The sequence below is a fragment of the Streptomyces sp. NPDC097619 genome, from assembly GCF_040302735.1.
Lineage (GTDB): Bacteria > Actinomycetota > Actinomycetes > Streptomycetales > Streptomycetaceae > Streptomyces.
In genome coordinates this window covers 23802-36555 of sequence record NZ_JBEOSD010000074.1, presented here as the reverse complement: position 1 = coordinate 36555, position 12754 = coordinate 23802, and the positions used below count along the sequence as shown (strand labels likewise).

The window sequence follows — 12754 nt, the reverse complement described above, 5'->3', positions numbered from 1 at the left end:
GGGCCCACCGCCCCCCCCCCCGCCCGGGGGGGGGGGCGGGCCCGCCGGGGGGGGGGGGCCCCCCGGGGGGCCCCCCCCCCCTCCTCGCGCGCGTGCGGCCGGTCCGGGACTCAGCGCAGGCGCCAGGCGTGGTCCACCGGGCCGATGCCGCCGCCCAGGGCGAAGCCGGCGGCGATGGCCCCGGTGACGTACTCCTTGGCGGCGGTGACCGCCTCGGGCACCGCCAGGCCGTGGGCCAGCCCGGCGGCCACGGCGGCGGCCAGGGTGCAGCCGGTGCCGTGGGTGTGGCGGTTGTCGTGACGGGGGGCCCGCAGCCAGTGCGGGTCCGAGCCGTCCGTGAGCAGGTCCACCGCGTCCGTGCCGCCCTTGAGGTGGCCGCCCTTGATCAGGGCCCAGCGGGGTCCGAAGCCGAGGACCGCGTCGGCGGCCCGGCGCATGTCGTCCTCGGTCTCCACCCGGACCCCCGTGAGCTGCGCCACCTCGTCGAGGTTGGGGGTGGCGACGGTCGCGGCGGGCAGCAGGAGGGTGCGGACGGCGTCCAGGGCGGAGGCGGCCAGCAGCGGGTCCCCGTGCTTGGAGACGCCCACCGGGTCCACCACGGTCGGGGCGTCGGTGCCCGCGAGCAGTTCCGCGACGGTCTCCACCAGGGGCGCCGAGGAGAGCATGCCGGTCTTGACGGCCCGCACGCCGATGTCGTCGACGACGGCCCGGTACTGGGCGGTCACGGCCTCCGGGGGCAGTTCCCAGACCCCGTGGACGCCCAGGGAGTTCTGGGCGGTGACGGCGGTCACCACGCTCATGCCGTGCGTGCCGAGGGCCAGCATGGTCTTCAGGTCGGCCTGGATGCCCGCCCCGCCGCCGGAGTCGGATCCGGCGACGGTCAGGCAGAGCGGCGGGTGGGTGGTCACGGGCGGCCGTCCTCGATCTCGCCGCCGAAGTGGTCCCAGCCGCCCGTGCTGGTCCAGGGCGCGCCGTCCACGGTGACCTGGGGCTGCGCGGAGGGGTGCAGGACCTCCCCGATGACCTTCCAGCGGGCGGGCAGCTTCACGTCGGGCGGGAAGGTGGCCACGATGGCGTGGTCCTCGCCGCCGCTGAGCACCCACTGGAGCGGGTCCACGCCGACGGCCTGCCCGATGTCGTTCATCTGGGTGGGGATGTCGATGGCCGCGGACCGCAGGTCGATGCGGACCTTGCTGGCCGTGGCGATGTGCCCCAGGTCGGCGACCAGGCCGTCGCTGACGTCGGTCATGGCGGTGGCGCCGAGCCCGGCCGCGGCGGGGCCCGCGTGGTACGGGGGCTCGGGCCGCCGGTGCGCCTCGACGAAGGCCCGCGGGGAGCGGAAGCCCCGGGACAGCACCGCGAACCCGGCGGCGGACCAGCCGAGCCAACCGGTGACGGCGACCACGTCGCCGGGCTGCGCCCCGGCGCGGGTGACGGGCTCGTGGTTGCGCAGGTCGCCCAGGGCGGTGATGGAGACGGTGATGGTGTCCCCGCGGACCACGTCACCGCCGACCACGGCGGCCCCGGCGACCTGGCACTCGTCGCGCAGGCCGTCCATCAGCTCGGTGGGCCAGGTGACCGGCAGCTCGGCCGGCACCACCAGGCCCAGCAGCAGGGCGGTGGGGACGGCGCCCATGGCGGCGATGTCGGCGAGGTTCTGCGCGGCGGCCTTGCGCCCCACGTCGTAGGCGGTGGACCAGTCGCGCCGGAAGTGCCTGCCCTCCAGCAGGATGTCCGTGCTGGCCACGACGCGCCGGTCGGGGGCGGAGACCACGGCGGCGTCGTCGCCGGGGCCCAGCCGTACCGCCGGTGTGGTGGTGAGCCGTGAGGTGAGCTCTCTGATGAGCCCGAACTCCCCCAGCTCGCCCACGGTGCCCTTCATCGCTGTGCTCCTTCTGGCCCAGTGGGCTTGCGGTCGCGAGCCGTCACTGCTGTAGGTACCGTCAACGGATACGTCAACTTCTGCTCCCCGTACGCCCCGGCGGGCGCGGAGCCCGGTCCACGGGGCGTCACCACGGCACGTGGGGGAAGGGTCTCCCCCCGGTCCGCGACGACGCGGTACCGTGGCGTCCCTTCCCTGGGGCAGTCCCGCAGAGTCAGGGGCGGGGCGGCCCCCCACCGAAGGTTAGGGGAGATCATCCTCATGGCCGCCCTGGAGGTTCTTCCGTGGTACAGGCGTACATCCTTATCCAGACCGAGGTGGGCAAGGCGTCCGTCGTCGCCGAGTCCATCGCCAAGATCCCGGGGGTGATCCAGGCCGAGGACGTGACGGGCCCGTACGACGTGATCGTGCGCGCCCAGGCGGACACCGTCGACGAACTCGGCCGCATGGTGGTCGCCAAGGTCCAGCAGGTGGAAGGCATCACCCGCACCCTGACCTGCCCGGTCGTCCATCTGTAGCCCCCGTCTAGTCTTGGCCGGTGACGTCCTTCCGCCCCCGGCCCTTCCGTCTGTCCGCCGCGTCGGCCGCAGCGTGCGCGCTGCTGGCCCTCGCGGGCTGTTCCGCTGGTGACGCGCGGGCGCGGGTGACACCGCCGCCCGCGCCACCCGCGGACGTGGCGCAGCTCTGTGCGGCACTGCACGAGGAGCTTCCCGCGGAGGTGTCCGGCGAGGAACGGCGTGACACCGAACCGGCTTCCGGACTCACCGCCGCCTGGGGCGGCGCAGCGATCGTACTGCGCTGCGGTGTTCCGCGGCCCCCCGAGATGAGCGATCCGAAGGCGGAGGGGGTCGAGGTCGACGGGGTGGGCTGGCTGGTCCAGTCCCTGAACGGCGGCGGGAAGCGTTTCACCACCACCTACCGCACGGCGTACGTGGAGGTCTCGGTGGCCGCCGGGGCCGCGGGGGGGATGCCCGCCGGGGCCCTGACCTACTTCGCGGGGCCGGTAAAGGAAGCGGTCCCGTCCACCCTGTGAACGGGACCGTTCCGCGGTCCTGCGGCCCGGGGACCGGGCGGTTCTAGCGCAGTCCGGTGGAGCGGCGCAGGGCCGCCCGGATCAGCAGGTCCACCAGCTCCGGGTACGCGATCCCGCTCTCCTGCCACATGCGCGGGTACATGGAGATCGGGGTGAAGCCCGGCATCGTGTTGATCTCGTTGATGACGTAGGTGCCATCCTCCGTGAGGAAGAAGTCGGCGCGGACCAGGCCCTCGCAGGAGGCGGCCTCGAAGGCGGCCACGGCGAGGCGCTGCACCTCGGCGGTCTGCTCGGGGGTGAGTGGCGCCGGCACGATCCCGTCGGCCGAGTCGATGTACTTGGCCTCGAAGTCGTAGAAGTCGTGCGAGGAGACCGGGGGGATCTCGGCGGGCGCGCTGGCGCGCGGGCCGTCCTCGAACTCCAGGACGCCGCACTCGATCTCCCGGCCGCGCAGCAGCGACTCCACCAGGAACTTCGGGTCGTGGCGGCGGGCCTCCTCGATGGCCTCGTCCAGGCCCTCGGGTCCGTCGACCTTGGTGATGCCGATGGAGGAGCCGGCGCGGGCGGGCTTCACGAACAGCGGCCAGCCGTGCTCGGCGGCGAACTCCGTGATGCGCAGGCGGGCGGCCTTCGGGTCCTGCTCCCACTCGCGCGGCCGGACCGTGAGGTACGGACCGACGGGCAGGCCGAAGGAGGTGAAGACCCGCTTCATGTAGTCCTTGTCCTGGCCGACGGCCGAGGCGAGGACGCCCGAGCCGACGTACGGGACTCCGGAGAGCTCCAGCAGGCCCTGGAGGGTGCCGTCCTCGCCGTAGGGGCCGTGGAGGACGGGGAAGACCACGTCCACCTCGCCGAGGGCCTTGGGGACCGCTCCGGGCTCGGTGTAGACCACTTCGCGGTTGGCGGGGTCCACGGAGAGGACGACGCCGCCGTCCTCGGACTCGGCCAGCTCCTCCACGGCCGGGAGCGTGCGGCCGGTGATGGCCATCCGCTCGGGGGCGTCGACGGTCAGCGCCCAGCGGCCGTCCCGGGTGATGCCGATGGGCAGCACCTCGTACTTGGAGCGGTCGATGGAGCGCAGCACCGCGCCCGCCGTGACGACGGAGATGGCGTGCTCGGAGCTGCGCCCGCCGAACACGACGGCGACGCGGGGCTTGCGGCCCTGCTGCTCAGGGGTCTGGGGGAGGTTCTCGCTGCTCATATCGCCACGAGGGTACCCGCTCGCACGTCCGGAACGGAGTCAGCGGCGTTCCGGTTTGGCGCTGCGCGCCATGAGTTCCTTGAGGGCGACCAGCGGCGGCTTGCCGTTGTGGACGATGTCGACCACGGTGTCCGTGATGGGCATGTCCACCCCGAAGCGGCGGGCGAGATCCGCCACGGACTCGCAGGACTTGACGCCTTCGGCGGTCTGCTTGGTGACCGCGATGGTCTCCTCCAGGGTCATGCCCCGGCCGAGGTTGGTGCCGAAGGTGTGGTTCCGCGAGAGCGGGGAGGAGCAGGTGGCGACCAGGTCCCCGAGTCCGGCGAGTCCGGAGAAGGTCAGCGGGTCGGCGCCCATCGCCAGGCCGAGCCGGGTGGTTTCGGCCAGGCCGCGGGTGATGAGGGAGCCCTTGGTGTTGTCGCCGAGGCCCATGCCGTCGGCGATGCCCACGGCGAGGCCGATGACGTTCTTGACGGCGCCGCCCAGCTCGCAGCCGATGACGTCGGTGTTGGTGTACGGCCGGAAGTAGGGGGTGTGGCAGGCGGCCTGGAGGCGCCGGGCCACGTCCTCGTCCCCGCTGGCCACCACGGCGGCGGCGGGCTGCCGGGCGGCGATCTCGCGGGCCAGGTTGGGTCCGGTGACCACGGCCACCCGCTCGGCGGGCACCCCGGCCACCTCCTCGATGACCTCGCTCATCCGCTTGGCGCTGCCGAGTTCGATGCCCTTCATGAGGGAGACGAGCACGGTGTCGGGGGCCAGCAGCGGGGTCCAGGCGGCGAGGTTGCCGCGCAGGGTCTGCGAGGGCACCGACAGGACGGTGAAGTCGGCGCCGGCGGCGGCTTCGGCGGGGTCGGTGGTGGCGCGCAGGTTCGCGGGCAGTTCGACCCCGGGCAGGTAGTCCGGGTTGGACCGGCCGGTGTTGACGGCCTCGGCGACCTCGGGGCGGCGGGCCCAGAGGGTCACCTCGCAGCCGGCGTCGGCGAGGACCATCCCGAAGGCGGTGCCCCAGGAACCGGCCGAGAACACGGCGGCCTTCACGGGACGGGTCATGCCTGGTCCTCCCCCGCGGCCTTGCGCCGCTGTTCCGCACGGGCCCGGCGGTGGTCGTAGGGCTGCGCGGGGGCGGGCTCTCCGCGCAGTTCCTCCAGCAGGGCGGTGATGGCCGCCATGATGACCTCGGTGGCCTCCTTGAGGACATCCGGGGTGGGCTCGCGGTCGTGGAAGGCCGAGAGGTCCACCGGCGGACCGGCCATGACCTGCAGGGTCTTGCGGGGGAACAGGCTGAGCTTGTTCTCCTTGGCGTACGGGGGCATCGCGAGGTTCGCCCCCCACTGCGCCACGGGGATGACGGGGGCCTTGGTGATGAGGGCCACCCGGGCCGCGCCGGTCTTGCCCGCCATGGGCCACATGTCGGGGTCCCGGGTCAGGGTGCCCTCGGGGTAAAAGGCCACGCATTCCCCGCGCTCGATGGCGTCCACGGCGGCCCGGAATGCGTCCAGGGCGTTGGTGGTCTCGCGGTAGACGGGGATCTGACCGGTGCCACGCAGGATCGTGCCGACGAATGGCGCCTTGAAGAGGCCGGCCTTCGCGAGCAATCGCGGAACGCGTCCGGTGTTGTACTGGAAGTGGGCGTAGGACAGCGGGTCCAGATACGAGTTGTGATTGACCGCCGTAATGAATCCGCCCGTTGCGGGAATGTGTTCCATTCCCCGCCAGTCCCGCTTGAACAGCACTACCAGCGGCGGTTTTGCGATGACCGCCGCCAGGCGGTACCAGAAGCCGATTCTGCGGCGGGACACTCGGACACCTTCCTCTAGGACCGGTGCGGGATGGGGGCACCTGACCGGGACGGACAAGTGTGGCCCCGGCTCCGGTCTCTGTCGAGAACACCGTACGCCCCGGCCGCACGACCGTACTCCCGGGCCGGGCGGCGCGGGGTGACAATGGGGACCGTTCGCACACCCGCCCGGTTCCGGGGCGCGTGGGACACACGGGAGGGGGGAGGGAGCGTCACGGACGCCGAGTGGACCCTGGTGGTGCCCCTGAAGCCGCTGGAGCGGGCCAAGTCCCGGCTCGCGGCGGCGGTGGGCGCGGCCCGGCCGGAACTGGCCCTGGCCTTCGCCATGGACACCGTCGCCGGCGCCCTGGCCTGCGCTTCCGTCCGGAATGTGGTGGTGGTCACGGATGACGCCCGGGCCGCGTCGGAGTTGTCGGCGCTCGGGGCCGGGATCCTCGCGGACGTGGCCGGGGGCGGGCTCAACGCGGCGCTGGCGCACGGGGCGCGGGCGGTCCGGCGGGACCGGCCCGGGGCTGCCGTCGCCGCGATGAACGCCGATCTGCCGGCGCTGCGGCCCGACGAACTCCGTCAGGTGCTGGAGGCCGCTTCGGCATTTCCGCGCGCTTTCCTGGCCGATGCGGCGGGAATCGGCACCACCCTGCTTTCGGCGGCGCCGGGCACGGAATTGCTACCGGCGTTCGGCGGGGCCTCCCGGGACCGCCATTCGGCGTCGGGGGCGGTGGAAATCCCGGTGGCGGGGGTGGAGAGCGTCCGGCGGGACGTGGACACGGGGGCCGATCTGAGGGCGGCGGCGCTCCTGGGGCTGGGGCCGCGCACGGCGGCCCGATGGGCCGCGCTGGCCGGGCCCGGGCGCCGCTAACATCCGGGTATGCAGGCGACCGCGTACACGTACGACTCCCAGACCCGCAGCGGCAGTGTGCTGCTGGACGACGGCACCCCGGTGTCCTTCGGGACCGCGGCCTTCGACGCGGGCGGCCTGCGGCTGCTCCGTCCGGGGCAGCGGGTGCGGATCGAGACCGAGGGGTCGGGGACCGACCTGCGGATCACGCTGGTGACGCTGCAGACGTTCTGACCCCGCGGGCTTCCGGAAGGGGTTCCGGCGCGCCGCGGGCCGGTGTCCCCGTGGAGGGACACCGGCCCGGCGCGTGGAGGTGCGGCCGTCCTACTTCTTGCGGGCGGTCGTCTTCTTGGCGGTGGTCTTGCGCGCCGTGGTCTTCTTGGCGGGGGCCTTCTTGGCGACGGCCTTCTTCGCGGGGGCCGTCTTCTTGGCCGTGGCCTTCTTGGCCGCGGTCTTCGCCGGAGCCGCCTTCTTGGCCGCCGCGGTGGTCTTCTTCGCCGTCGCGGTGGTCTTCTTCGCGGCCGTGGCGGTGGTCTTCTTCGCGGCCGCGGTGGTCTTCTTCGCGGCTGCGGCGGTGGTCTTCTTGGCCGGGGCCGCCTTCTTCGCGGTGGCGGCCTTCTTGGCTGCGGTGGCCTTCTTCGCGGCGGCCTTCTTGACCGTCGCGGAGGCACCACCGGTGAGGCTGCCCTTGGGCGCCTTCTTCACGGCCACCTCGTCGCCCTTGGGGAGCTTCTTGGTGCCGCTGACCAGGTCCTTGAAGCCCTGACCTGCGCGGAAGCGCGGGACGGAGGTCTTCTTGACCCGGACGCGCTCACCCGTCTGCGGGTTGCGCGCGTACCGGGCGGGCCGGTCGACCTTCTCGAACGAGCCGAAGCCCGTGACCGAGACCCGGTCGCCCGCGACGACCGCGCGGACCATCGCGTCCAGCACCGCGTCGACGGCGTCCGCGGCCTGCTGGCGGCCACCGAGCTTGTCGGCAATCGCTTCTACGAGCTGCGCCTTGTTCACGTCTTCCCCTTCGGAGACATTGCCAGAACGAATGTGTTCAAGCTTTTTCGCACGTTAGGCGGATATATACCGCAAATCAAACACGAAACGGGCTAATCACCCTAGTGCCGCAACGATGTGGACCGTTGCGGAGTTCCTTCGCATCAGTCGCCTTCAGGGAATCGACCCTCGTCGAGGTCCTTCATCAACCTGTCCAGACGCCTTGCCGCATCGGCGAGATCGTGCTTCGCCGCGGCCGTGACGACCAACAGCTTCCGGGTCAGCGTCATCCTTACGCCCTCCGGGACTTGCAGTGAGCGCACCCTTGCGTGCGCTTCTTTCAACCGGTCCGCGACGAGTTCGTAGAGCCCGAGTTGACTGTCGCGTTCCATGCACAGATTGTGCCATCTGGGGCGAGTTGTCGCCTCACGGGGCCTCAACATACGACGGTGCCCCCCGCCGGAAGGCGGGGGGCACCGTGTTCGGGGACCGATCACCGGTCGCCGGATAAGCGCTGATCAGGCCCTAATCAGAGCTGAATCGTGCGCGGTTTGAAGGACGGACGGACGCTTTCGTAGGTCGCGATGTCCGCTTCGTTCTGAAGGGTGAGGGAGATGTCGTCCAGACCGTTCAGGAGCCGCCAGCGGGCGTTCTCGTCCAGTTCGAACTCCGCCTCGAATCCTTCGGCGGTGACCTTCCGCTCGACCAGGTCCACCGTGATCTCGGCGGTCGGGTCGGCCTCGGTCAGGGCCCAGAGCCGGTCCACCTCCTCCTGCGACAGGACCACCGTGAGCAGCCCGTTCTTCAGCGAGTTGCCCCGGAAGATGTCGGCGAAGCGGGCCGAGATCACGGTCTTGAACCCGTAGTTCTGCAGCGCCCAGACGGCGTGCTCGCGGGAGGATCCGGTGCCGAAGTCGGGACCGGCGACCAGGACGGTGGCGCCCTGCCGCTCGGGCCGGTTCAGCACGAACTCGGAGTCCTTGCGCCAGGCCTCGAACAGGCCGTCCTCGAATCCGTCCCGGGTGATCTTCTTCAGCCAGTGCGCCGGGATGATCTGGTCGGTGTCCACGTTCGAACGGCGCAGCGGGACGGCCGGTCCGGTGTGGGTGGTGAAGGCTTCCATGGCTGTTCAGACTCCGGCGGTGGCGGGGGCGGGGGCATCGGACAGGTCGGCGGGCGAGGCCAGCCGGCCGAGGACCGCGGTGGCCGCGGCCACCGGCGGGGACACCAGGTGGGTGCGTCCCCCCTTGCCCTGCCGGCCCTCGAAGTTGCGGTTGGAGGTGGACGCCGAACGCTCGCCGGGGGCCAGTTGGTCGGGGTTCATGCCCAGGCACATCGAACAGCCCGCGTGCCGCCATTCGGCCCCGGCCTCGGTGAAGACCTTGTCCAGGCCCTCCTCCACGGCCTGGAGGGCCACCCGGACGGACCCGGGAACGACCAGCATCCGCACGCCGTCGGCGACTTTGCGGCCCCCGATGACCTCGGCCACCGCGCGCAGGTCCTCGATGCGCCCGTTGGTGCAGGAGCCGACGAAGACGGTGTCCACCGCGATGTCCCGCAGCGGCTGGCCGGCGGTCAACCCCATGTACTCCAGGGCCTTTTCCGCCGCCAGGCGCTCCGAAGCGTCTTCGTACGAAGCGGGATCGGGGACGTTCGCGGAGAGCGGGGCACCCTGACCGGGGTTGGTGCCCCAGGTGACGAAGGGGGCCAGGGAGGCGCCGTCGATGACGACCTCCGCGTCGAAGACCGCGTCGTCGTCGGTGCGCAGGGTCTCCCAGTAGGCCACCGCGGCGTCCCAGTCGGCGCCCTCCGGAGCGTGGTCGCGGCCCCGGAGGTACTCGAAGGTGGTCCGGTCGGGGGCGATCATGCCCGCGCGGGCACCGGCCTCGATGGACATGTTGCAGATGGTCATGCGGGCTTCCATCGACAGCTTCTCGATGGCCTCGCCCCGGTACTCCAGGACGTAGCCCTGGCCGCCGCCGGTGCCGATCCGCGCGATGATGGCGAGGATCAGGTCCTTGGCGGTGACGCCCTCGGCCAGCTCGCCCGTGATGGTGATGGCCATCGTCCGGGGGCGGGCCATCGGCAGGGTCTGGGTGGCCAGCACGTGCTCCACCTGGCTGGTGCCGATGCCGAAGGCCAGGGCGCCGAAGGCACCGTGGGTGGAGGTGTGGGAGTCGCCGCAGACCACGGTGGTGCCGGGCTGGGTCAGTCCCAGCTGCGGTCCCACCACGTGGACGACGCCCTGCTCGACGTCGCCCAGGGGGTGCAGGCGGACGCCGAACTCGGCGCAGTTCTTGCGCAGGGTCTCCAGCTGGGCCCGGGAGACCGGGTCCGCGATGGGCTTGTCGATGTCGAGGGTGGGGGTGTTGTGGTCCTCGGTCGCGATGGTGAGGTCCAGGCGCCGGACCTTGCGGCCGGCCTGCCGGAGGCCCTCGAAGGCCTGGGGGCTGGTCACCTCGTGCAGCAGGTGCAGATCGATGAAGAGGAGGTCGGGCTCGCCCTCGGCGCGCCGGACGACGTGGTCGTCCCAGACCTTCTCCGCGAGTGTCCTACCCATCGCTTTCCCTCCGGCCGGCCGTCAGCCCGGCGCTCCTAGAGATCCCGAACCCAGTGGTTCGTGGGCCCGCACATACAGACTGTCGGGTTCTTGGAAAAATTGAACTTGCGTTTCACAGTGTGAGACGTGAATATCGTTGCATGGACAACTCTAGCGGCGTCGGCGTTCTCGACAAGGCAGCTCTGGTACTGAGCGCTCTGGAGTCCGGTCCGGCCACCCTCGCCGGGCTGGTCGCGGCGACAGGGCTCGCACGACCCACGGCACACAGGCTGGCCGTGGCACTGGAACACCACCGGATGGTGGCGAGGGACATGCAGGGCCGGTTCATCCTCGGCCCGCGGCTGGCGGAACTCGCCGCGGCCGCGGGCGAGGACCGGCTGCTGGCCACGGCGGGACCGGTACTCACCCACCTCCGCGACGTCACCGGGGAGAGCGCGCAGCTCTACCGCCGGCAGGGCGACATGCGGATCTGCGTGGCGGCCGCGGAGCGGCTGTCGGGCCTGCGGGACACCGTCCCGGTGGGCTCCACGCTCCCGATGAAGGCCGGTTCGGCCGCGCAGATCCTGATGGCCTGGGAGGAGCCCGAGCGGCTCCACCGGGGCCTGCAGGGCGCGCGGTTCACGGCCACGGCCCTGTCCGGCGTACGGCGCCGGGGCTGGGCCCAGTCGATCGGCGAGCGGGAGCCGGGCGTGGCCTCCGTCTCGGCCCCCGTGCGGGGCCCCTCGAACCGCGTGGTGGCCGCCGTGTCGGTCTCCGGGCCGATCGAGCGGCTGACCCGCCACCCGGGCCGGATGCACGCCCAGGCGGTCATCGACGCGGCCGCGCGCCTCACCGAGGCCCTGCGCCGGGCCGGCGGCTGACCGGACCCGCTCCGCGCCTCCGCCCCCTTCTGCCCTTACTTCCCTTTCCCCACTCCCCCCGACCGTTCCCGGCCCGGGGTGCCCGCGACGCCGCAACCGTCCGGACGGGCACCCCGGGCCTTCCCACGCCCGCGGCCCGCTCCCCCAGCGGGCGCCGCTCCCCGTCCCGGACATGCGAGAAGGCCCTTCGTGATGATCACGAAGGGCCTTCTCGGTGCGTACCCCCGACCGGATTCGAACCGGCGCTACCGCCTTGAGAGGGCGGCGTGCTAGGCCGCTACACAACGGGGGCTTGCTTGTCGCGACCCGAAGGACGCGTGCAGTTCACCTGCTCAACTGCGCTGGGCTACCAGGACTCGAACCTAGACTAAATGAACCAGAATCACTCGTGCTGCCAATTACACCATAGCCCATGGTGGTTTAGACCAGTACCCCCGACCGGATTCGAACCGGCGCTACCGCCTTGAGAGGGCGGCGTGCTAGGCCGCTACACAACGGGGGCCCTAGCGATCCTGCATCGAGGCGTCCGGGAGCTACCCAGGAGACCTCGCGGGAAGGATCTGTACCCCCGACCGGATTCGAACCGGCGCTACCGCCTTGAGAGGGCGGCGTGCTAGGCCGCTACACAACGGGGGCAAGCACTGCATGCGCACTGCGCTGGGGTACCAGGACTCGAACCTAGACTAAGTGAACCAGAATCACTCGTGCTGCCAATTACACCATACCCCACCAAAACTCAATCCCTTGCGGGGACTTCATTCGGGTGGCGCCTCCGTGGCTTCCGGCCTTTCGGCCCGCTCCGGCGGCGCAGAAAGAACATTACCGGATGTCTGACCGTGCTCCAAAACGGGTATCCAGGCCCAGCACCCCGGGCAGCTCCGCGAGGCCCGTGATCCGGTGGGCGCCCGCGGGGACGGGCTCCGCGGCGCCGGTGCGGTCCAGCCACACGGCCAGCAGACCGGCGTCCCGGGCGCCCCGGGCGTCGGTCTCCGGCTGGTCCCCGACGTAGGCCACCTCCTCCGGGGGCAGGCCCAGGGCCTCGCAGCCTGCGAGGAAGGCAGCCGCCTCCGGTTTGCTCACCCCGAGCTCGGCGGCGCACAGCAGGGCCTCGAAGCGGTCCCGGATGCCGAGACGGCGCAGCTTGCCCTCCTGGACGGTCAGGCTGGAGTTGGACAGGACCGCGTGCCGGTAGCCGGCGGAGAGGCCGTCCAGGGCGGGCAGGGCGTCCGGGAAGAGCGCCCAGGCGGCCCGGTAGTGGGCCAGGTAGCGGGCGAACCACTCCTCGGCGGCCGGGTCGGTCAGGGCGGGCCGTGCGAGGAAGTCGCGGACCCGGTCGCGCCGCTGGCCGGGGAAGTCGACCTCGCCCGCCTCGAAGCGGGCCCAGTGCCGGGCCGTGGCCAGCCGCCAGCTCTCCAGGGCCTCGGCGGGCGTCCCGTACCGGGCTCCGATGCCCTCCTCGGTCAGCAGCCGGGCCAGCCCGGCGGTGTCGGCCCCCGTGTAGTCGAAGAGGGTGTCGTCCAGGTCCCAGAGCACGGCGCGGATCGGCATGGGGCCGACGCTACAACGCCACGGGCCCGGCAGCTCCCGGTTTTCCG

Annotated in this window: 15 protein-coding genes and 5 tRNA genes; 5 read left to right on the top strand and 15 right to left on the bottom strand. The window is 71.9% G+C overall.

Annotation, left to right across the window (positions count from 1 at the left end):
• Positions 1 to 110: 110 nt before the first annotated feature.
• Both thiD and ABTZ17_RS20915 read right to left on the bottom strand, forming a co-directional pair.
• On the bottom strand, positions 111 to 908 hold the full coding sequence (gene thiD, locus ABTZ17_RS20920) for a bifunctional hydroxymethylpyrimidine kinase/phosphomethylpyrimidine kinase (RefSeq protein WP_352197163.1): 798 nt from the start codon (positions 906 to 908) through the stop codon (positions 111 to 113).
• The gene (locus tag ABTZ17_RS20915; RefSeq protein WP_352197162.1) at positions 905 to 1882 is read right to left on the bottom strand and encodes a thiamine-phosphate kinase; all 978 of its coding nucleotides are present in this window, start codon (positions 1880 to 1882) and stop codon (positions 905 to 907) included. The genes thiD and ABTZ17_RS20915 overlap by 4 nt, the downstream gene beginning before the upstream one ends.
• Before the next feature lie 284 nt (positions 1883 to 2166).
• Here ABTZ17_RS20915 and ABTZ17_RS20910 point away from each other — a divergent pair, with 284 nt between their 5' ends.
• Together ABTZ17_RS20910 and ABTZ17_RS20905 are read left to right on the top strand one after the other, a co-directional pair.
• Positions 2167 to 2400, top strand: coding sequence for an Lrp/AsnC family transcriptional regulator (locus ABTZ17_RS20910; RefSeq protein ID WP_352197161.1), 234 nt, complete (start codon positions 2167 to 2169; stop codon positions 2398 to 2400).
• Positions 2401 to 2420: 20 nt separating this feature from the next.
• Entirely contained in the window at positions 2421 to 2915 is a 495-nt protein-coding gene (locus ABTZ17_RS20905; RefSeq protein ID WP_352197160.1) for a DUF3515 domain-containing protein, read from the top strand.
• A gap of 43 nt (positions 2916 to 2958) precedes the next feature.
• On the opposite strand, the gene ABTZ17_RS20900 is transcribed toward ABTZ17_RS20905, so the two are convergent.
• From ABTZ17_RS20900 to ABTZ17_RS20890, 3 genes are read right to left on the bottom strand one after another with little or no spacing between them, the layout of a single operon-like run.
• Positions 2959 to 4116 (bottom strand): D-alanine--D-alanine ligase family protein, encoded by a 1158-nt coding sequence (locus ABTZ17_RS20900; RefSeq protein ID WP_352197159.1) that lies wholly within the window; start codon positions 4114 to 4116, stop codon positions 2959 to 2961.
• Between the two features lie 39 nt (positions 4117 to 4155).
• Positions 4156 to 5166 (bottom strand): NAD(P)H-dependent glycerol-3-phosphate dehydrogenase, encoded by a 1011-nt coding sequence (locus ABTZ17_RS20895; RefSeq protein ID WP_352197158.1) that lies wholly within the window; start codon positions 5164 to 5166, stop codon positions 4156 to 4158.
• The gene (locus tag ABTZ17_RS20890; RefSeq protein WP_352197157.1) at positions 5163 to 5915 is read right to left on the bottom strand and encodes a lysophospholipid acyltransferase family protein; all 753 of its coding nucleotides are present in this window, start codon (positions 5913 to 5915) and stop codon (positions 5163 to 5165) included. The genes ABTZ17_RS20895 and ABTZ17_RS20890 overlap by 4 nt, the downstream gene beginning before the upstream one ends.
• A gap of 144 nt (positions 5916 to 6059) precedes the next feature.
• On the opposite strand from ABTZ17_RS20890, the gene cofC reads away from it, so the two are divergent.
• Positions 6060 to 6773, top strand: coding sequence for a 2-phospho-L-lactate guanylyltransferase (cofC, locus tag ABTZ17_RS20885; protein ID WP_502994766.1), 714 nt, complete (start codon positions 6060 to 6062; stop codon positions 6771 to 6773).
• Positions 6774 to 6782: 9 nt separating this feature from the next.
• Positions 6783 to 6986, top strand: coding sequence for a hypothetical protein (locus tag ABTZ17_RS20880; protein WP_352197155.1), 204 nt, complete (start codon positions 6783 to 6785; stop codon positions 6984 to 6986).
• Between the two features lie 90 nt (positions 6987 to 7076).
• Here the strand turns inward: ABTZ17_RS20880 and ABTZ17_RS20875 are convergent, their stop codons facing one another.
• From ABTZ17_RS20875 to leuC, 4 genes are all read right to left on the bottom strand, one after another.
• Entirely contained in the window at positions 7077 to 7760 is a 684-nt protein-coding gene (locus ABTZ17_RS20875; RefSeq protein WP_352197154.1) for an HU family DNA-binding protein, read from the bottom strand.
• A gap of 143 nt (positions 7761 to 7903) precedes the next feature.
• Positions 7904 to 8131, bottom strand: a complete 228-nt coding sequence (locus tag ABTZ17_RS20870; RefSeq protein WP_352197153.1) for an SCO5555 family protein — start codon at positions 8129 to 8131, stop codon at positions 7904 to 7906.
• A gap of 137 nt (positions 8132 to 8268) precedes the next feature.
• On the bottom strand, positions 8269 to 8862 hold the full coding sequence (leuD, locus tag ABTZ17_RS20865) for a 3-isopropylmalate dehydratase small subunit (protein WP_352197152.1): 594 nt from the start codon (positions 8860 to 8862) through the stop codon (positions 8269 to 8271).
• A 6-nt stretch (positions 8863 to 8868) separates the two neighbouring features.
• Positions 8869 to 10299, bottom strand: coding sequence for a 3-isopropylmalate dehydratase large subunit (gene leuC / locus ABTZ17_RS20860; RefSeq protein ID WP_352197151.1), 1431 nt, complete (start codon positions 10297 to 10299; stop codon positions 8869 to 8871).
• 140 nt (positions 10300 to 10439) lie between these two features.
• Here leuC and ndgR point away from each other — a divergent pair, with 140 nt between their 5' ends.
• The gene (gene ndgR / locus ABTZ17_RS20855; RefSeq protein ID WP_352197150.1) at positions 10440 to 11159 is read left to right on the top strand and encodes an IclR family transcriptional regulator NdgR; all 720 of its coding nucleotides are present in this window, start codon (positions 10440 to 10442) and stop codon (positions 11157 to 11159) included.
• 219 nt (positions 11160 to 11378) lie between these two features.
• Here ndgR and ABTZ17_RS20850 read toward each other — a convergent pair.
• The 6 genes from ABTZ17_RS20850 to ABTZ17_RS20825 form a co-directional block, all read right to left on the bottom strand.
• Positions 11379 to 11451, bottom strand: a tRNA-Glu gene (locus tag ABTZ17_RS20850).
• A gap of 49 nt (positions 11452 to 11500) precedes the next feature.
• Positions 11501 to 11572 (bottom strand) — tRNA-Gln (locus ABTZ17_RS20845).
• 16 nt (positions 11573 to 11588) lie between these two features.
• Positions 11589 to 11661, bottom strand: a tRNA-Glu gene (locus ABTZ17_RS20840).
• 61 nt (positions 11662 to 11722) lie between these two features.
• Positions 11723 to 11795 (bottom strand) — tRNA-Glu (locus tag ABTZ17_RS20835).
• A gap of 21 nt (positions 11796 to 11816) precedes the next feature.
• Positions 11817 to 11888 (bottom strand) — tRNA-Gln (locus tag ABTZ17_RS20830).
• A gap of 90 nt (positions 11889 to 11978) precedes the next feature.
• Positions 11979 to 12707 (bottom strand): HAD family hydrolase, encoded by a 729-nt coding sequence (locus ABTZ17_RS20825; RefSeq protein WP_352197149.1) that lies wholly within the window; start codon positions 12705 to 12707, stop codon positions 11979 to 11981.
• Positions 12708 to 12754 lie beyond the last annotated feature (47 nt).